Annotated in this window: 19 protein-coding genes; 12 read left to right on the forward strand and 7 right to left on the reverse strand. The window is 65.7% G+C overall.

The features are described from left to right. Together nhaA and RMN95_RS09405 are read left to right on the forward strand one after the other, a co-directional pair. A partial coding sequence (nhaA, locus tag RMN95_RS09400; RefSeq protein WP_309616660.1) for a Na+/H+ antiporter NhaA occupies positions 1 to 1,029 on the forward strand: 1,029 nt, incomplete at its 5' end. A gap of 81 nt (positions 1,030 to 1,110) precedes the next feature. After that, entirely contained in the window at positions 1,111 to 2,211 is a 1,101-nt protein-coding gene (locus RMN95_RS09405; RefSeq protein WP_309616661.1) for a glycerate kinase, read from the forward strand. Here RMN95_RS09405 and RMN95_RS09410 read toward each other — a convergent pair. Next, on the reverse strand, positions 2,199 to 3,626 hold the full coding sequence (locus RMN95_RS09410) for a helix-turn-helix domain-containing protein (protein ID WP_309616662.1): 1,428 nt from the start codon (positions 3,624 to 3,626) through the stop codon (positions 2,199 to 2,201). The genes RMN95_RS09405 and RMN95_RS09410 overlap by 13 nt on opposite strands. A 112-nt stretch (positions 3,627 to 3,738) precedes the next feature. Here RMN95_RS09410 and RMN95_RS09415 point away from each other — a divergent pair, with 112 nt between their 5' ends. The 8 genes from RMN95_RS09415 (at position 3,739) to RMN95_RS09450 (ending at position 11,919) form a co-directional block, all read left to right on the forward strand. Then, entirely contained in the window at positions 3,739 to 5,583 is a 1,845-nt protein-coding gene (locus tag RMN95_RS09415) for a phosphoenolpyruvate carboxykinase (GTP) (protein ID WP_309616663.1), read from the forward strand. Positions 5,584 to 5,620: 37 nt separating this feature from the next. Further along, positions 5,621 to 6,265 carry a sigma-70 family RNA polymerase sigma factor gene (locus RMN95_RS09420; RefSeq protein ID WP_309616664.1) on the forward strand — a complete coding sequence of 215 codons (645 nt, stop codon included), beginning with the start codon at positions 5,621 to 5,623 and terminating at the stop codon, positions 6,263 to 6,265. Then, entirely contained in the window at positions 6,231 to 7,031 is an 801-nt protein-coding gene (locus tag RMN95_RS09425; RefSeq protein ID WP_309616665.1) for a hypothetical protein, read from the forward strand. The genes RMN95_RS09420 and RMN95_RS09425 overlap by 35 nt, the downstream gene beginning before the upstream one ends. 259 nt (positions 7,032 to 7,290) lie before the next feature. Beyond that, on the forward strand, positions 7,291 to 8,028 hold the full coding sequence (locus RMN95_RS09430; RefSeq protein WP_309616666.1) for a PspA/IM30 family protein: 738 nt from the start codon (positions 7,291 to 7,293) through the stop codon (positions 8,026 to 8,028). Between the two features lie 95 nt (positions 8,029 to 8,123). Further along, a complete protein-coding gene (locus tag RMN95_RS09435) occupies positions 8,124 to 8,759 on the forward strand; it encodes an NAD(P)-binding domain-containing protein (protein WP_309616678.1) in 636 nt (211 codons plus the stop codon). Positions 8,760 to 8,768: 9 nt separating this feature from the next. After that, a complete protein-coding gene (locus RMN95_RS09440) occupies positions 8,769 to 9,593 on the forward strand; it encodes an arginase family protein (RefSeq protein ID WP_309616667.1) in 825 nt (274 codons plus the stop codon). Positions 9,594 to 9,622: 29 nt separating this feature from the next. Continuing rightward, a complete protein-coding gene (locus tag RMN95_RS09445) occupies positions 9,623 to 10,426 on the forward strand; it encodes a crotonase/enoyl-CoA hydratase family protein (RefSeq protein WP_309616668.1) in 804 nt (267 codons plus the stop codon). Between the two features lie 35 nt (positions 10,427 to 10,461). Further along, positions 10,462 to 11,919 (forward strand): NAD(P)/FAD-dependent oxidoreductase, encoded by a 1,458-nt coding sequence (locus RMN95_RS09450; RefSeq protein WP_309616669.1) that lies wholly within the window; start codon positions 10,462 to 10,464, stop codon positions 11,917 to 11,919. A 7-nt stretch (positions 11,920 to 11,926) separates the two neighbouring features. On the opposite strand, the gene RMN95_RS09455 is transcribed toward RMN95_RS09450, so the two are convergent. Further along, positions 11,927 to 13,159 (reverse strand): glycosyltransferase, encoded by a 1,233-nt coding sequence (locus tag RMN95_RS09455; RefSeq protein WP_309616670.1) that lies wholly within the window; start codon positions 13,157 to 13,159, stop codon positions 11,927 to 11,929. Positions 13,160 to 13,182: 23 nt separating this feature from the next. Here RMN95_RS09455 and RMN95_RS09460 point away from each other — a divergent pair, with 23 nt between their 5' ends. Next, positions 13,183 to 13,626 carry a hypothetical protein gene (locus RMN95_RS09460; RefSeq protein WP_309616671.1) on the forward strand — a complete coding sequence of 148 codons (444 nt, stop codon included), beginning with the start codon at positions 13,183 to 13,185 and terminating at the stop codon, positions 13,624 to 13,626. A 10-nt stretch (positions 13,627 to 13,636) separates the two neighbouring features. On the opposite strand, the gene RMN95_RS09465 is transcribed toward RMN95_RS09460, so the two are convergent. The 4 genes from RMN95_RS09465 to RMN95_RS09480 all read right to left on the reverse strand — a co-directional run bounded on the left by RMN95_RS09465 (position 13,637) and on the right by RMN95_RS09480 (position 16,913). Beyond that, complete coding sequence (locus RMN95_RS09465; protein ID WP_309616672.1) at positions 13,637 to 13,993, reverse strand: SIP domain-containing protein; 357 nt, start codon at positions 13,991 to 13,993, stop codon at positions 13,637 to 13,639. 68 nt (positions 13,994 to 14,061) lie between these two features. After that, entirely contained in the window at positions 14,062 to 15,471 is a 1,410-nt protein-coding gene (locus RMN95_RS09470; protein WP_309616673.1) for an amidase, read from the reverse strand. Between the two features lie 150 nt (positions 15,472 to 15,621). Further along, positions 15,622 to 16,203: an N-acetyltransferase family protein gene (locus tag RMN95_RS09475; RefSeq protein ID WP_309616674.1), complete on the reverse strand. Its 582-nt coding sequence runs from the start codon at positions 16,201 to 16,203 to the stop codon at positions 15,622 to 15,624. Positions 16,204 to 16,235: 32 nt separating this feature from the next. Beyond that, positions 16,236 to 16,913, reverse strand: coding sequence for a uracil-DNA glycosylase (locus RMN95_RS09480; RefSeq protein WP_309616675.1), 678 nt, complete (start codon positions 16,911 to 16,913; stop codon positions 16,236 to 16,238). A gap of 41 nt (positions 16,914 to 16,954) precedes the next feature. On the opposite strand from RMN95_RS09480, the gene RMN95_RS09485 reads away from it, so the two are divergent. After that, complete coding sequence (locus tag RMN95_RS09485; RefSeq protein WP_309616676.1) at positions 16,955 to 18,448, forward strand: MFS transporter; 1,494 nt, start codon at positions 16,955 to 16,957, stop codon at positions 18,446 to 18,448. On the opposite strand, the gene RMN95_RS09490 is transcribed toward RMN95_RS09485, so the two are convergent. Further along, positions 18,423 to 19,118 (reverse strand): SDR family NAD(P)-dependent oxidoreductase (locus RMN95_RS09490; RefSeq protein WP_309616677.1); only part of this gene is annotated, 696 nt, incomplete at its 5' end. The genes RMN95_RS09485 and RMN95_RS09490 overlap by 26 nt on opposite strands.

Raw genomic sequence — 19,118 nt, forward strand, 5'->3', positions numbered from 1 at the left:
GGGCTGCTCGCGATCTTCTTCTTCGTGGTGGGGCTCGAACTGAAGGAAGAGTTCGTCGTCGGGAAGCTGCGCAACCCACGCACGGCCATCCTTCCCATCACGGCGGCCATCGGCGGCGTGGCTGTGCCCGCGCTGATCTACGTCGCCATCACGGCAAATGCCGACCCGGCGGCCTTGCAAGGCTGGGCCATCCCCGCGGCGACTGACATCGCGTTCGCGGTCGCGGTGCTTGCCGTGGTCGGGCGAAACCTGCCACCAGCGCTCCGCACCTTCCTGCTGACCCTGGCCGTCGTCGACGATCTGCTGGCGATCTCCATCATCGCGATCTTTTACACGGATGACCTCGACCCCCTGCCCCTGCTGCTGGCGTTGGTGCCACTCGGTCTTTTCGCACTCGCCGTGAACCGCGGCATCCGCACCATCTGGGTTCTGCTGCCACTGGGCATCATTACGTGGGCTCTGGTGCACGCATCCGGAATTCACGCGACGGTCGCCGGGGTAGTGCTCGGTTTCGTTGTGCCCGTTGTCGCGAGCAGGAGAGCCAGGGTCGAAGTCGGAAAGGATGTCGACGGCCAGCCGGTTTTCGACGGCCTTGCGGCTCATTTCGCCGACCGATGGGGGTCGATCTCCACCGGTTTCGCGGTGCCGATCTTCGCGTTTTTTGCGGCCGGTGTCGCCTTCGGCGGTGTGGATGGCCTCATCTCATCCGTGCAGAACACCATCGCGCTCGGCATCATCGCCGGGCTTGTGCTGGGTAAGGCGCTCGGAATCACGGCAACCACGTTCCTGGTCACCCGACTGCCAGGGCTGGGGCTCGACCCTTCGCTGAAGTGGATCGACATCATCGGAATTTCATTCGTCGCCGGCGTCGGATTTACCGTGTCACTGCTCGTCGGGGAGCTGTCTTTCGGCGCCGGAAGCCAGTCAGACGGGGACGTGAAGGTGGGCGTGCTGCTGGGGTCACTCATCGCGGCACTGATCGGCGGAGCCGTGCTCGGGCTGCGCAACCGCCACTACGCCCGACGGTAGGCGACGCCACTGTCGAGGGCCTTCCCCCTCGGTCTGGGCGCTAGCCTCGGACGTACGCCACGACTGAACAGGAGCGCAACCATGCCGCTCACTATTGTCATCGCCCCAGACTCGTTCAAGGGATCGCTGTCGGCTTCCGAGGTCGCCGAGGCCGTCGCCGCGGGCTGGCGTGAGGTGCGGCCGCAGGACGCGCTCATCCTGATGCCGCAGGCCGACGGTGGCGAGGGCACGCTCGACGCGGTCGAGGCCATGGTTACCGGCACGACACGGCACGAGATCGGCGACGTCACGGGTCCCGATGGGCGGCCGACTCCGGGCGTGTGGCTGGAGCTTCCCGGCGGCGTCGCTGTGGTCGAATTGGCTCAGTCGAGCGGGCTTCCGCTGATGGCTGCTCCGGATGCCATGGGCGCGACAACGCGCGGGCTCGGCGAGGTCATCCGGGCTGCCCTCGACGCCGGAGCGCAGTCGCTCGTGATCGGGTTGGGTGGCTCGGCTTCGACCGACGCGGCATCCGGTGCTCTCATGGAACTCGGTCTGCGGCTGGCAGACGATCGCGGCCGCCCCATCGCGGATGGCGGCCGGGCGCTCGCCGCCATCGCCGGCATCGACAGCGGAGCGCTTCGAAAACCCGGCAAGGTAACACTGCTGAGCGACGTCACGACTCCCCTGCTCGGGTCGACCGGTGCGGCCGCCACCTTCGGCCCACAGAAGGGCGCCACCCCCGAGCAGGTCGTCGAACTCGACGCGGCCCTGGCCCACTTCGCCGCGCTGTTCGGCGGGAATCCGACCGCAGCCGGGTGCGGGGCAGCGGGAGGCGCCGCCTGGGGTTTCGCGACGGCCTGGGGCGCCACGATCGTGTCGGGCGCGGACTACGTCGCCGAACTCGGCGGGCTTCCGGCAGCCGTAAGCAACTCACATCTGGTTCTCACGGGCGAAGGACGGTTCGACGCGCAATCGCTCGGTGGCAAAGTGGTGGGGCAGCTGCTGGTGACCGCGGCGGGCGCCGGAGTGCGCGTCGGGGTGATCGCCGGTCAGGTCGCCGTGGATACCGAATTGTGGACCGCATCCATCACCGAACTGGCCGGATCGGTCGAGGCCGCCCTGGGCGATACCGCCGCCTGGTTGCGCATCGCGGGGGCGAAAGCAGCGCACGAATTAGGTAGCGCGAATCAGTCGGCGTGAGCCTCCAGAAATTCGTACAGTTCGCGGTCGTCGACTCCCGGGAATGTGCCCGACGGCAGCGGGGAGAGCACGTGTGCATGCAACTTCGCACTCGACCATGCCTTTCCCGACCAGCGCTCGGAGAGTTGCGGCTCTGGGCGCCGGCAGCAGTTCTCGTCGGGGCAGGTCGACGACGTGCGGATGGTCGTCTCGCGGCCCCTGAACCATTTTGAGTGCGCGAACGGCACACCGATGGAAATCGAGAACTCTTCGGCGGCGGTGGTGCCGGTCTGGGTGGAGTCGAAGAATGTACCCTCCGGCGTGTCGGTGTACTGGTAGAACTCGGTCGTGCGGTTCGTGCGTGTGAACGCGGTACGAGCACTCCAGTGCCGGCACACGAACTGGCCCTCCGCCCCGCCCGTGGCATCCACCGGCAATCTGAGCCCGTCATTCTCGTAGGCCTTGGCCACCGCGCCGTCATCGCCCACCCGCAGGAAGTGCACCTCCAGATCGAGATGCGCGGTGGCGAGATTGGTGAATCGCAGGGCTGCCGCCTCATGGGTGACCCCAAACGCGTCCCGAAGGTCCTCGACGGCGATGTTCCGGTCTGTTTTGGCCTGGGCCAGGAAGGCGACGGCCTGCCTGCGTGGCATCAGCACGGCGGCAGCGAAATAGTTGATTTCGAGCCGCTGCAACAGAAAGTCGGCGTAGGTGACGGGAGTTTGGTGCCCGAGCACGCGGTGGCCCATCGCCTGCAGCGCCATACCGCGAAGGCCGTGACCTCCGGGAATGGATGCCGGGGGCAGGTAGATGCGTCCGTTCGCAAGGTCGGTCACCGAGCGCGCCGAGTGCGGCAGATCATGCACGTGCACGAGTTCGAACCCGAGTTTTTCTGCCATGCGGGTTACCGAACGATGAGTGAGCGCGCCCGAGGTGTGCCCCACTTCGGAGAGCAGGTTCTCGGCGGCCTGCTCGATGGCGGGAAGGTAGTTATCGATCGTGCGCATGTGTTGGCGCAGCTCGGTGTTGGCACGCCGTGCCTCCTCGGGCGTGGCAATCGACTCACGAGCTCGCCTGGCCAGTTCACGATGCAACCCCACCAGAACCTCGAGCGTCTCATCGCTCGTACCCTTGGACGGCCGGATGCCCGGAAGCCCCAGTGATGCGTAGACGCTGCCGTGCTGCGCGCGTTCAAGCTCAATCTCAAGCCCAGCGCGCTTGCTCGGCGGAGATTCGTCGAGCAGGTCGGCCAACTGCACGCCCACCACCCCCGCGATCGACGAGAGCAGGGTGAGCCGCGGCTCACGCCTGCCGTTCTCCATCAGAGATAACTGGCTGCCGGCGATTCCCACCTTCTCCCCGAGCTGGTCGAGAGTGAGCCCGGAATTGGTTCGAAAGTGCCGGATGCGCTGCCCCAGCGTCACAAGATCATTCACACCGTCACCATAGCGAAAGAATATGCCATCTTTCACACGGATGCGCTCCCAAACTCGTCCTGAACGCGCGCATAGTTGAGGAAGTCCAGATTATCGAGCGGAATGGAAGACCATGAGCATCGCAGAGCTGATGAGAACAGAAATCCATGCCCCGGAAGGCGCGCCCCGCGCCGTCGTCGAATGGGTTGAGAGCATCGCCTCAATCACCATGCCGGCAGACATCGTGTGGTGCGACGGGTCCAAGGCCGAGTTCGATGCCCTCACGCGAAAAATGGTGGCCAGCGGCACCCTGACCCGGCTCAATGCCGAGCACCGCCCCTATAGCTTCCTCGCTCGTAGCGACCCCCAGGACGTGGCGAGGGTTGAATCCCGAACCTTCATCTGCTCCGAGAAAGAGGATGACGCAGGCCCGACCAACAACTGGTGTGACCCCGCCGAGATGCGCTCGACACTCGAACCGCTCTTCCTCGGGAGCATGCGCGGACGCACGATGTACGTCGTTCCGTTCTCGATGGGCCCGCTCGGCTCACCGCTCGCTAGGCTCGGTGTGCAGGTCACCGACTCGCCGTACGTGGCCAGCAGCATGGGAATCATGACCCGCATGGGTTCGGCCGCTCTCGCCCTCATCACCGACCGCACCGTGTGGGTGCGCGCAGTGCACAGCGTCGGTTCCCCCCTGGGCCGTGGGCAGGTCGACGTGCCATGGCCGTCGAACGAGACCAAGTACATCACCCACTTCCCCGAAACCCGCGAGATTTGGTCGTTCGGCTCCGCTTACGGCGGCAACGCGATCCTCGCCAAGAAGGCGTTCGCCCTGCGCATCGCCTCGGTGATGGCGCGGGACGAGGGCTGGCTCGCCGAGCACATGCTCATCATCAAAATCACCAATCCGCGCGGCCGGATGTTTCACGTCGCCGCTGCCTTCCCGAGCGCGTGCGGTAAGACCAATCTGGCGATGCTGCAATCGACCATTCCCGGCTGGAGCGTCGAAACCATTGGCGACGACATCGCCTGGCTGGGGCGGGGCGCCGATGGCCGTCTGCGCGCCATAAACCCCGAGGCGGGGTTCTTCGGCGTTGCGCCCGGAACAAGCCGCGGCAGCAACCCCACGGCCATGGACACCATCTGGGGCAACACGATTTTTACGAATGTCGCGCTTCGCGATGATGGCGACGTGTGGTGGGAGGGCATGAGCGAGACCGCTCCCGATCACCTCATCGACTGGGAAGGCAACGACTGGACACCGGCCTCGGGGCGCCCGGCAGCACACCCGAATTCGCGGTTCACCGTGGCCGCACGGCAATGCCCGAGCATCTCGGACGACTGGGAAGACCCCCAGGGCGTCGTCATTGACGCGATAATCTTCGGTGGTCGCCGCGCGACCAACGTGCCGCTAGTGGTGGAGGCACGGGATTGGGAGCATGGCGTCTACCTGGGCGCCACCATCTCATCCGAGCGGACGGCGGCCGCCGAAGGCACCGTGGGCGAGTTGCGGCGCGACCCCTTCGCCATGATGCCCTTCGTCGGCTACAACATGGCCGATCACTGGGCGCACTGGTTGAAGGTCGGCGCCGAGCTTCGCAGCACAGGAAGCGTGCCCCGAATCTTCCAGGTGAACTGGTTCCGAAAAGGGTCGGACGGTTCATTCCTCTGGCCCGGGTTCGGCGAGAACTCGCGAGTGCTCGAATGGATTTTGGAGCGAGTGGATGGCCAGGTCGCCGCGAAAGACAGCCCCGCTGGCCTGCTTCCGATCGAGGGTGCACTCAATGTCGATGGCCTCGACCTGACCGAAAGCGACCTGGCCGAGTTGTTCGCGATCGACACCGAACTGTGGAAGGACGAAGCGGACTCGACCGAGGAATTCTTCGCAACGTTCGACGGCCGGGTTCCCGCGGCCATCCAAAAGCAGCTGACGATCCTCCGCGAGAAACTGGATCTGCAGCAAGAACGGGGCTGACCACAACGTTTTCCGCCGGTCGCTCGTCTTAGTAGGTGTGACCACCACTACATTCGAGTCGACCGCCGATTTCGGGGCGGCATTGCTCGGGAGGCCCGCTGTGTCGAAGAAGTCCGGTGAAGCGAGCTGGGAAACGACGGTCGAGCGGCTCGTCGCCGAGCGTGGCGACTCCCTTACCCGTTACGCCTACCTCGTCTCGGGCCGCCGGGATGACGCATCCGACCTCGTTCAGGAGGCGTTGGTCAAAACGTTCGGGCGCCTGCGCAACGGTTTCACGATCGCCAGCGCCGAAGCGTACGTGCGCCGCGCCATCCTGAATACCTATCTCGACGGCGGCAGGCGCCTCAGCACCTGGCTCAGGATCGTGCACCTTCAGGTCACCCCGGACGTGGTCGAGGGGATGGATGCCGCGACCGAGGCTCGACTCGACCTTCGCACGCAGCTCATGAGGCTCGCCCCTCGTGAGCGTGCCTGCATCGTGCTGCGCTACTACGAAGACCTCACCGTGAACTCGATCGCCGACGAACTGGAGATCAGCGCCGGAGCAGTCAAACGCTACCTCAGCGATGGCCTGGCGAAAATGGCCGTGTCTTTGGCGAGCGACACCGAACGCGAACTGCGCGACAACACCCCTGATTTCCACCAGCATGACCACCAGAAGGGGTCAACTCGTGCCCAGTGAAGACGAACTGCGCGACTTTCTTTCCTACGACGCCACACCGCACAACTCCATCGACACGACACAGGTCATCTCGCGCAGCCGACGCCGTCGACTGCCGAGGCAGATCGCCGCGGGTGCCGTCAGCGCCCTCGCCGTGGCGGGTATCGTCACCGTTGCCGTGCAGACCACGCAATTTACCTCCCCGGCGGCAGTGACCTCCCAGGGCGCCCCTGCCGATGGAACAACCGACGAGACGATGCCAGCCGAGGGGTTCCTGGACACCGGCCTCAAACGGGCGCCCGCCGAGAAAATCAACCTTTGCACCGGCGCGCTCGCCGAGGTCTCCCCCAGCCTTTACGGCCTGCAACTGGATGTCACGTTCCCCCCGACAGCGCCCGTCGGAACTGATCCGATCACCGGCACGGTGCGGCTCACCAACACCAGCGACACGCAGGTATCCGGCTACACGCCCCCGACACCCGCACTCACACTGTCCCAGGACGGGATGGTGCTATGGCACAGCAACGGCCCAGTGATCACCTCATTGGCCATCGTCGACCTGGCCCCGGGGGCATCCATGGAATACCAGGCGGCATTCACACCCGTGCGCTGCGCGGTTGACGACGATACGGAGCCATCGTTTCGCGAGGGTTTGCCCGCCGTTCCCGCCGGGCAGTACGAGCTGTCTGCCGTGATCGACTTCACCGCCGACCCCGGGATGATCCAGCCCGGCACACCCGAACTCGACCTTGTCACCGGGCCACTGTCGACGATCACCCTGGGCTGACCTGGTGACTGAGCTGACGTAACGACGGTCATGGGCGATACACGAAGGATCGCCGTCACGTCGTTGTGGCGGCGATCCTGTTCGCGATTCCGACACTACCCGACAGACGGGGCTCCCGATGACGTGACCCAGGATTACGGATGCACGGCGCAGAGCCTGATCGCTAGGGTGGAAGCCAACGATCCGTCGTCGCTTCACTGGGCCAGGCTTCCCGTCCACGCTTTCGCACGATCACCTCACCTCACGAAAGGCACGCCGAATGGCTAAGCAATCAATCCTCGGGCGCATCTCGCAGCTGCTCAGGGCCAACGTCAACAATCTGATCGACCAGGCCGAAGACCCGCAGCTCATGCTCGACCAGCTCGTGCGCGATTTCACGAACAGCATCTCGGACGCCGAGAGCGCCGTCGCCCAGACGATCGGCAACCTGCGACTGATGGAGCAGGATCACGCTGAGGATGTGGCCGCCGCCGCCGATTGGGGTCGCAAGGCTCTCGCGGCCAGCAATAAGGCCGATGAGTTGCGCGCCGCAGGCAACAGCGGCGACGCCGATAAGTTCGACGCTCTCGCGAAGATCGCGCTGCAACGCCAGGTGTCGTCTGAGAACGAGGCCAAGCAGGCCGAGCCCACCATCGCCTCGCAGACCACGACCGTCGATGCGTTAAAGAAGGGTCTCGACGGCATGCACGCCAAACTGTCGCAGCTCGTTGCCAAGCGCGACGAGTTGGTTGCCCGCTCGAAGACCGCCGACGCTCAGGGCCAGGTGCTCGACGCGATCAAGTCGATCGACCTGATGGACCCGACCAGCGAACTGGGCCGGTTCGAAGATAAGATCCGCCGCGAGGAGGCGAAGGTTGCCGGGCAGCAAGAGCTCGCCGCATCCAGCCTCGATGCGCAGTTTGAGGGTCTGGATGACGTCACCGAGCAGGCCGAAGTGGATGCCCGGCTCGCCGCTCTCAAGGCCGGCGGTGCTGCGCCCCAGGCCATCACCCAGTAGCGGGCCCGGCCTATCAAAGGGCAGTCGACGTGGGTCGGCTGCCCTTTTTTGTCGACTCGGGAACAGTCATCGCGCGGCTGGCGTTGCACCGTGGCATGACAACTATCGGATTCATCGGTTCAGGAAACATTGGCAGCCAGGTCGCGCGCAAGGCGATCGAGAATGGCTATGACGTCGTGCTCAGCAACTCCCGGGGGCCCGAAACCCTTGCCGGCCTCATCACCGAACTGGGGCCGAACGCTCGCGCGGCAACGGCCCAGCAGGCCGCCGAGGCAGCGGACATTGCGGTCGTCACCGTGCCGTTCAAAAACTACCGGGACGTTCCGGTCAGAGAACTTGCCGGCAAGATCGTGCTCGACACCAACAACTACTATTTCGAGCGAGATGGCCGCTTCCCCGAGATCGACAACGGCGAGGAGACGGTATCCGGCCTCCTCCAGAAGCACCTTCCGCAGAGCCACGTCGTGAAGGCGTTCAACCACATCCCCTCTGACGACATCACGACCGACGGCAAGCCGGCCGGTGATCCCGACCGCAGGGCGCTGGCCATCGCCGGTAATGATGATGCCGCGAAGACCACCGTCACCGAACTGTACGACACCTTCGGTTTCGACACGGTCGACGTGGGCTCGCTTGACGAGAGCTGGCGCGTGGAGCGTGACCGCCCCGCCTACGTCATCCGCCAGAACAAGGCCGAGCTTGTGGAGAACATCGCCAAGGCCACGCGCTAAAGTTCTCCCATGCCAGCCACCTTTGTCGTCGTGCCACAGTGGCAGGGCTCCGGATCGTCTCGTGCCATGCGCCTCGTCGATGGCGCCGAGGCGATCCGGGGAGACCTGCCGTCGTCATCCACCACCACCGTCGAGATTCCCCTCGAGGCTGGTGACATGCAGGGCACCGGGGTGCACCGCCTCAGTTCGCTCATGCTGGTGCGCGACCGGCTCGCGCAGGCGCTTCGAGAGGTCGACGGCACGGCGATTACGATCGGTGGGGACTGCGGCGTCGAATTGGCCGCCATCAGCCATGCCATCCAGTCACCGGATGTCGCGGTCGTCTGGTTCGACGCTCATCCCGACCTGAACACCCCGGAGTCGAGCCCCTCGGGTGCGTTCACCGGGATGGTGCTGCGCACGCTGATGGGCGAGGGCGTCGAGCAGTTGGTGCCCGCCACGACGCTGCACCACTCCCGGGTGGTGCTGGCGGGCGCGAGATCGTTCGACCCTGCCGAGGACGCCTGGATTGCCGAGCAGGGCATCCGCTGCATCGAGGCTTCTGACGTCAGCGCCGAGTCACTGATTGCCGCCGTGGAGGCCACCGGCGCAGCATCCATCTACCTTCATATCGACCTGGATGTCATCGACTCGTCCGATTTCACCGGTCTCGGCTACCCGGAGCCCTTCGGAGTCAGCTCTGCTGCGCTGCTCGACACGATCAAGGGTCTGGTCGCGAAGTTTCCGCTGGCCGGTGCCGGTGTGACGGAGTTCGCGCCGGCGTCGGTAGCCGATTCCGCCGACGATATGCCCACGATCCTCAGGATCATCGGTGCGCTGAGTTCTGCCGCCTGAGCGCGGCACCGCCATCGTAGGCTGGTCGCATGACTGCCAATGATGACGATGTGAGCCCCCGCGTCACCGTCGAACGCGACGGCCACGTGCTGCTGATCGGGCTCAACCGGGTCGATAAACGCAATGCCGCCGACATGCGCCTGCTGCAGGAATTGTCGCTGGCCTACGGGATGCTCGAGCGCGACCCCGAATTGCGAGTCGGATTTGTCTTCGCGCACGGTGACCACTTCACGGCGGGGCTCGACCTTGCCGATGTGGGGCCGCATATCGGCGCTGAGGGGCTCAATCTGGTTCCCGAGGGCGGGATCAACCCGTGGCAGGTCTCGGGCGAGCAGCTCACCAGGCCCGTCGTCATCGCGGTGCAGGGCACCTGTCTCACGCTCGGCATCGAGCTCATGCTGGCCAGCGACGTCGTCATCGCGGCAGACAGCACGGTGTTTGGCCAAATCGAGGTGTCGCGTGGAATCCTGCCGTTCGGCGGTGCCACCATCAGGTTTCCGCGCGCCGTCGGCTGGGGCAACGCGATGCGATGGGTGCTTACCGGTGAGTCCTTCCCAGTCTCGGAGGCACATCGCATCGGCCTGGTGCAGGAGGTCGTGAAGCACGGGGAACAGTACGACCGGGGTCTGGAAATCGCCCGGCGCATCGCGGCACAGGCACCCTCGGCGGTGCAGGCAGCACTCGTGAACGCGCGACTGGCCATCAGGCAGGGGGATGCCGCGGCAGAAGCCTCGCTGCAACCCGAGCTGGTGCGGCTCGCCCAAACAGAGGATGCCCGCATCGGCATGGAATCGTTCCTGACCCGACAGAGCGCGAACTTTATCGGCAGGTAGCGGGCAAGCGGGCGAAGTTTCGCGCAGTATGGGAGGTGACGACCATCGAGCCACAGGAGCTAACCGTGACACCACATCCCGAAACCCACTTCGACGTTGTCATCATTGGCGCCGGAGCCGTCGCCGAGAACGTCGCTGACCGGATCGTGCAGGGGGGCCTGAGCGCGGTCGTCATCGAAAGCGAGCTCGTCGGCGGCGAATGCTCGTACTGGGCGTGCATGCCCTCCAAGACGCTGATCCGCAGCGGCATGGCTCTGCGGGCCGCGAAGCGAGTCGCCGGCGCGAAGGAGGCGGTCACCGGTGAACTGGATGTCGCGGCGGTGCTTGCACGCCGCAATAGTTTCACCCACGACTGGGATGACGAGAGCCAGGTGGGCTGGCTCGAGCACGCCTGGATCGCGCTGGTGAGAGGTCACGGCCGACTCACCGCAGCCAGGGAGGTCACGGTCACGGCGACAGACGGCAGCACCACCGTGCTGACCGCGGGACACGCTGTGGTCGTGTGCACAGGGTCAGACCCGCTGTTGCCCGACATTGAGGGCCTTCGCGAGGCAGGGCCGTGGACCCCGCGGGAGGCGACCAGCGCCCAGGAGGCACCGGCAAGCCTGGCGATCATCGGCGGCGGGGTCGTCGCGGTCGAAATGGCCACCGCCTATGTGAGCCTCGGCACGACCGTGACAATCCTCGCCAGGAGCGGACTGCTCCAGGGCCAGGAAGACTTCGCGGGTGACCTGGTCGCGGCGAGCCTGCGCGAACTGGGCGTCGACATCCGTACGGCCGCTCCGACCAGGGTGGAGTCAACCACGGACGGCTTTGCGATCACGATCGACGGGGAGACACTTCGAGCCGAGAAGCTGCTCGTTGCCACGGGGCGGGTGCCACGGTCATCCGATATCGGAATGGAGATTGCCGGGCTCACTGCCGGTGACTGGATCGAGGTGGATGACACGCTGAAGGTCGTCGGAAGCGATTGGCTGTATGCGGCTGGCGACGTTAACCACCGGGCTCTCCTCACCCACCAGGGCAAGTACCAGGCGCGTGCCGTCGGCGATGTGATCGTGGCCAGGGCGCTCGGTAAGCCCGTGGATGACGCGCCCTGGGGTGCGCACGTGGCGACCGCCGACCACGAGGCCGTGCCGCAGGTCACCTTCAGCGAGCCCGAGGTGGCCTCCGTCGGGCTCACCTCCAGCGCGGCGCGCAAGGCCGGCTACGACATCCGGGTCATCGACTACAAGCTCGGAAATGTGGCGGGCGCAAGCCTCCTGGCCGACGGCTATGAAGGTCAGGCGCGCATGGTCGTCGACGAGAAACGGAAGGTCATCATCGGGGTCACCTTCGTCGGCCAGGACGTCAGCGAACTGATCCAGGCGGCGACCATTGCCATCGTCGGGGAGGTGCCGATCGACAGGCTGTGGCACGCCGTGCCCGCCTACCCCACGATGAATGAGATCTGGCTGCGCCTGCTCGAGACCTATGGTCGCCCGGAAGCCTGACGAGCGTTCAGCGGGCCACCTCCGCATAAATGCCGAGCAGGCTCGCCGCGGCCAGTGCCCAGGTGAAACGTTCTGCGTGGGCCCGGGCGGTGAGTCCCATCGCCACGCGACGATCGGCATCCTCGATCATGACCGCAATCTCTGACGCCCAGTACCGGGGCTCCCGTGTGCCGAGCAGAATGCCGGATACTCCCTCGCTGACGGACTCGGTGAGGCCCCCGGTGCGTGAGGCGATCACCGGAGTTCCGGCGGCCGCCGACTCCAGCGCGACGAGACCGAACGTCTCCGAGAACGACGGCATGATCGTGACGTCGGCCGCCGATAGCAGATCCGCAAGCGCGTCGCGGTGCAGCGCGCCTACAAATCTGATGTCGGATGCCACGCCCAACTCGCCCGCGAGCCGCACGAGTTCATCGGCGAAGGCTTCATCACCGGGCGTGACCTCACCCGCTACGACGAGGATCGGCGCCCAGCCACGCATCGCGTGCAACTCGGCGAGCGCACGAACGGCCAGTTCGTGCCCCTTCAGGGGCTGGACGCGACCGGCGATCACGACGATGGGCCGGTGAGCTTCGAGGTGGAGTGCCTCACGGATCGCGTCTCGCGTCGCTTCGGTGCGGGGCGAGAACAGTCCAAGGTCCACGCCGGGTGGGACGATCCAGGTTCGGTCAGCCGAGGCTCCCACGAGGTCGATGAGGGCCGTGGCCTCCGCCGACGACGCCGCAATGATGGCATCGGCCTGGTTGGCGATGAAGGTCTCGCTGCGGAGCCTCTGTTCGGGTTCGGGGGCAGCATCCACTACAGCCATGGCATTTTTCATCGCGCCGACCGTGTGAAAACTCTGCACCAGGGGCAGTCGAAGCTCGAGCGAGACGGGCAGCACGGCGATGCCGCTCAGCCAGTAGTGGGCGTGCATCACATCCCACTGCAGATCGGAGCGGCGCGCCAGCCGCGCGACGGCTTCACCGAATTCGTCGGTGACTTCGGGAAGGCGCAGTTTGGGCAGAGGGCCGGCCGGGCCCGCCGCCAGCTCGTGCAGGGTGACGCCCGGCAGGAGCGAGCGGGAGACCGGATCACCCGTGGCGCGCGTGAGCAGATCCACTTCAACATTTCTGATGGCCAACTCGGCAGCGATACCGAGAACAGACACGTTGAGGCCGCCGGCGTCTCCCGTGCCCGCCTGGGCGACCGGGGACGTGTGCATGGAGATCATCGCCACGCGCTGGATGCCTGGGGCCATGCTGCCACTGTATTGTGCCAACCATGGCGATCGACGGTTCCCCCTCCGCTGAAGCACCCGGTCGGGCGTCCGGCGGAATCGTTCGCCGGCTGCGCAGGCTGGGGTGGTTGCGCGGGATAGTGCTGAGTCCGGTAGTGGCACGGCCGGGATTCTGGTTCGCGACCGCATGCGCCTGGGTGTGGGGCGGGGTGCTGGGGCGGTTCAGACTGCGGCGATCGGGGGGTTTGGTCGTGGCATCCGGTCTGCCCTCATGGGCGTATGGGCGCGGCGGAACGACCGTCGGCGCCGTGTACCTGACCACAGACAACACCAGCGCGCGGGTGCTCGAACATGAGGCTGTGCATTGCGCACAGTGGAAGAAGTACGGTCTTGCCTTTATCCCGCTCTACCTTGATGCGGGCCGGGACGCCACGCTCAACCGTTTCGAGGTTCAGGCTGGGCTGGCGAAGGGCGGGTACGGCCGATGAAGGGTTCGGTTTAGTTCGAGCTGAGCATGCGGGCCGCACCGTCGGCGGCGATCCACGAGTACACGGTGCTCTCTCCAAATGCGCTCACGGGCAGCATCTCGGCGAGCCAAGCGTTGGTTGAGCGGCGCAATGACTGGCCACGATCGCGCACCAGCCAGCAGACGGCGAATCGGCCCGGGGCGGCGAGATTCGCGATGTCGCCCTCGGACTGCACTTCGATGAAAACCTGTCCGCGCGCCGAGGCTGGCAGCGTCGCCAGGATCACCCGAATCGTTTCGAGCGCGTTCTCGTCGCCGGCGAGCAGCAGCCGGTCGGCGGCGCTCGGGTTCCACGAGATGCTCGCGGTAGGGGTTTCTGGGGTAGCCATGTCCTCTCCAGTATAGGCATGCCTTACCTAATATTGAGCGCCTCGGGACGATTCACAGCGTCGCGATATCACCACTGTGGTGGGTGCCGCGTGTGCCAACCCAGGCGTCTCTCCAATTGCGCGCCCAGGGCAAGCAGCACGTCGTCACGACCTGGCCTGCCAATCAGTTGAACGCCCATCGGAAGGCCGGCATCCGTCATCGAGATGGGCAGGCTGATGGCCGGCAGCCCACTCACATTGACGAAGCTCGTCCACGGCGTGTACTGCACCTGCTGCGCGAAGTTGAGCTCGGGGTCGTCCTGGCTGTACCAGCCCACCGGCCGGGGAGTCATCGCCAGCATCGGTGTCATCACGACGTCGAACGAATCGAATTGCCGGATGACACTGCGCTCGAACATCGATAGCTGCTGCAGGGCCGTGGCCAGGTCACGGGCGCCCAACTCACGGCCTCGGGCGACGAGCCAGCGCGTCAGCGGTTCGAGCAACTCGAGTTGGTCGCCCTCGGCCGGGATGCTGGCGGCTCCGGCCTGCCAGAGGGTGCGGAATGCGGGGGCGTAGGTCGGGTCGCTGTCGAGCGCGAGGTCGTCGAGTCCATGCCCGAGCGCGTCGAGCTGTGTGGTGGCGAGTGACAGCGCGGCCGTGGCCTCCGCTGAGACGGCGATGTCATAGTCGTTATCCCAGGGGGAGGTCGTCATGACACCAATCTGGAAACGTCCCTCACCGCGCACCGCGGCATTGAGGTACGCTCCACCGTCCCAGAGTGGCGGGCCGACAGACCAGGGAGACGGGCCCGCGATAGCGTCCAGGAGCAGCGCCGCGTCGGCGACGGTTCGCGCGAGCGGCCCGTCAACTACGAGCCCTCCGAGCGAAAGGAATCCTGATCCGGCGGGTACCCGCCCGCGGGACGGTTTGAGGCCGACCAGCCCGGTGGCGGCCGCCGGGATGCGGATGGATCCGCCGCCGTCCGAGCCCGGAGCCACGGGCAACAGGCCCGCCGACACGGCGACGGCCGCTCCACCGCTGCTGCCTCCGGCGCCGAGGGTGACATCCCACGGGGTTCGCGCGGGCGGGGCCACCCGGGATTCGGTGTACGCAGGCAGGCCGAACTCGGGAGCGTTGGTCTTGCCCAGACTCACGCCGCCTGCCGCATCGAGTGCTGTGACGATGTCGTCGGATTGCTCTGGAACGAAGTCCTGCGACAGTCTCGAGCCGAATGTGGTGCGCACTCCGGCTCGCTGCCAGAGGTCTTTATCGCCGAACGGCAACCCCCACAGCGCGGCCGACTTCGGCACGTTCTGCTCGATGTGGCGGGCCCGTGCGATTGCCGCATCCGGCGTGACGGTCATAAAAGCCCCTAGTCCGCTGTCAAGCCGCTCGATGCGGTCGAGGTAATGGCGCGTGAGCTCGGTCGGCGAGACCTCGCCGCGGCGCAGCCAGTCGAGCTGCTCCTGGGCGGTGAGGTGATGGAGTTCGAACATCCTCCGACCATAAACCTTCATCGGCGGGGCCGCCCTGATCTGGCCTCGCGCGCACCGGGACTGGTGCCTCGTCCGGCAACGTATGGCCCTGTGCCATACGTTGCCGGGACGGCACCCTGACCCCCGAAGATCGCTATGACACCAAGAGAGCTACTTGCGTAATGCCAGCCTCATCGTGACGGTGCCGAGCCAGCGGTCGAACTTGAACCCGACCCTGCCCATGTGCCCGACATCCTTAAAACCGAGCCTTTCGTGCATCCGGATTGACGCATCGGCGTTTTTATCCGCGATCACCGCGATGATCTCCCTCACTCCCGCCGCCCGTGAGCGCGCGATGAGATCCGTCATTATCGCGATGCCCAGCCCCTTGCCGGTCGAGGCCGGCCCCAGGTAGACGTGGTTCTCGACACTGAACCTGTATGCGGCCTTCTCTTTCCACGGATAGACATACGCAAAACCGAGCAGGTTGCCCCCGGGGCTGACCGCAACGACGAAGGGAAACCCGCGCTGGGTCACCTGGTCGAACTTTTTACGCAGCACGGGAAAGGTCCACGCCACCTCGTCGAACGTGATCGACGAGTTCAGCACGTAGTGGTTGTATATCTCGCGAATGCTCGGCAGGTCGCCCAGCTCGGCCTGTCGCAATTCGAAGGAGAACGGTGCCTCCGGCACCGGAACCGGGCGGAGATGAGGAGGCAGCTGGCGACGCGGCTGGTATTCCTCCTCGAGCATGCATCGAGCCTAGTCAGCTTCCGACCTGGAACTCACAGCGACCAGTCGACAGCGGATGCGCCCTGTTTCAGCAACAGCTCGTTCGCACGGCTGAAGGGCCGCGACCCGAAGAACCCGTTGCGGGCAGACAGTGGACTGGGATGCGCACTCGTGATCGTCGGAGTCGAGCCGAGCAGGGGGCTGAGGCTTGCGGCATCCCGACCCCAGAGAATCGCCACGAGTGGCCCTCCCCTGGCAACGAGCGCGCGGATCGCCGCCTCGGTCACGGCCTCCCACCCCTTGCCGCGATGTGAACCCGAGGTGCCTGCCTGCACCGTCAGCACCCTGTTCAGCAGCATCACGCCGTGCGAGGCCCAGACGCCGAGATCCCCATGCGCGGGAACAGCGAGACCGAGGTCGTCGTGCAACTCCCGGTAGATGTTCTGCAGGCTGCGAGGAACCGGGCGAACTCCCCGGTCAACGGAGAATGATAGCCCCACGGCGTGCCCAGGGGTGGGGTACGGGTCTTGACCGACTATCAGCACGCGAACCTCCGACAGCGGCGCGGTGAAAGCCCGAAACACGTTCTGTCCTGCGGGAAGGTAGGGCCGTCCGGCCGCGGTCTCGGCCCGCAGGAAATTCCCCATCGCCGCAATCTGTGGTGCTACGGGATCGAGCGCCGCCGCCCAATCCGGGTCAATCAGCTCGGCGAGTGGGGGGCGATCAGCCATGGGATAACGGTACCGGCACGGTAAGGCACTACGATCCGGTCATGAGTCTTCTCCCGGGAAAATCAGCACTCCGAGGCAAAGCCGGCGCGATCACCTTCGGCCTGGTCGGCTACCTATTTCTGGTCGAGATCGTCAGTGGCATCCTGCAGGGATACTACGTTCCCCTGATCAGCGACCTGGTCGTCTACCTCGGCATCACCGACGCTGACTTCAACTGGTTCGAGGCAGCGCAGCTGCTGCTCTCGGCTCTGGTCGTGCCGGTGCTGGCCAAACTCGGTGACATGTACGGCCACAAGAAGATCCTGCTCATCTCGACGGTGGTGACGGCGCTGGCGAGCTGGGGGCTTGTCATTGCCGATAACTTCGTGATGTTCCTGATCGCCTGGGCGCTGCAGGGCTTCTACGTGGTCTGGCTGCCGCTCGAGGTCGCCCTGATCTTTGACCGCGGGCGCCTCACGGGCAGGGGCGCATCACAGACGCGGAGAGCCGCCGGATTTCTCGTGGTCGCCCTTGAGGCCGGCGCCATCGTCGGCGCGCTACTGGGCGGCCGGGTACTCGGCTGGACCGGCGAGAATGTGCCCGTCACGCTGATGGCCCCCGCGATCGCCGTGACCCTGGTCTTCTTCGTGATTCTGCTGGGAGTGCCGGAGTCGACTCCCCTGCCGGGCAGGTCCCTCGATGTGGCGGGATTCAGCATCCTGACCATCGGGTTGCTGCTGATTACGTCGGGGCTGACCTTCCTCAGGCTCAATGGGCTGGAAGCCTGGTGGCCGTACCTTCTGATTGTGGCGGGACTCGCCACGTTCATCCCGTTTACCCGCTATGAAATGAAGCAGAAAGACCCCGCGATAGACCTGCGGGTGTTGGCACAGCCGAACATGTGGCCCGTGCAGCTGACCGCTTTGCTGATCGGCATCAGTCTGCTGGGAGCGCAGGCGCCGCTCAGCACCTACGCCGGCACAGACCCATCGAACGGCTACGGGCTGGGGCTGGACTCGACGGACAGGTCAACTTTGATCGGCGTTTATCTGATCTCGATGATCGGTGGAGCGCTGTTGTTCCCCCTCGTCTCGCGGTGGCGTTCCCCCAGGGTCGCGCTCATCATCGCGGCGTTCTTCGTCGCGGCTGGGTACCTGCTGTTCCTCCCCTTCCACCTCGAGACGTGGCAGGTCTTTACAAACATGTGCATTGCCGGCCTCGGTTCGGGCGCACTGGTCGGGGCCATGCCCGCGGCGGCCGCCGCCGCCGCCCCGCGAGGGCAGACTGGAATCGCGGCGGCGTTGACCAACACGACGAAAACTATCGGCGGATCGTTCGCCTCGGCGATCTTCGGGATCGTGCTCGCCATGGGCGTGGTGACTGCGGCCACCAGCACCGCATCGAGCCTCGCCGGTTACCTGGCAGTGTGGGCCATCTGCGGCCTGGGCGCGCTGGTTGCGGCGGTGCTGCTGTTCCTGGTTCCGAAGCTGGCCTTCGCCGACATCGGAGTCGAGCCCGAGCCCGGCGAGACTAGCGAGGCTTCAGCTCGCCCCTGATCACCTTATGCGGCGCGGCCTGAGCCACCGGCTTGATGGTGACGAGGTCGAGATTGACGTAGAACGGCAGCTCGAGCATGTGCACGATCGCCTCGGCGATGTCCTCGGCGTAGAGAGGGTTCGGAACGTTGTCGTACACGGCGTCGGCCTTTGCCTGGTCACCCCCGAACCTGACGAGCGAGAATTCCTCGGTGTGCACCATGCCCGGGGCGATTTCGGTGACGCGGATCGGCTCCCCCGCGAGTTCGAGCCTGAGCACGGCCACCATGGAGGCAACGGCGTGCTTGGCGGCGACGTATCCACCGCCACCCTCGTAGGCGAGGTGACCGGCAATCGACGTGACGGTCAGGATGTCAGCACTGGCGCCCGGCACCACCGCAGCTCTCAGCAACGGCAACAGCGCGCTCGTCACACGCTTGACCCCGACGACGTTCACGTCGAACATCCGAATCCAGTCGTCAGCGTCGCTGGCCTCGACACTCGAAAGACCCAGTGCTCCGCCGGCGTTATTGACGAGGGCATGGATGGGGCCGAGGGATGCAAGGTGGTCGCGCAGGGCATCCACGTCGGCCTGGCTCGTCACATCGGCGACGAAGACGTCGGCGCCGGTCTCCGCGGCGAGCGCCTCGAGCCTGTCGGCCCGGCGGGCCACACCGACCACGTCCCAGCC

The organism is Salinibacterium sp. (assembly GCF_031364185.1).
Taxonomy (GTDB): domain Bacteria; phylum Actinomycetota; class Actinomycetes; order Actinomycetales; family Microbacteriaceae; genus Rhodoglobus.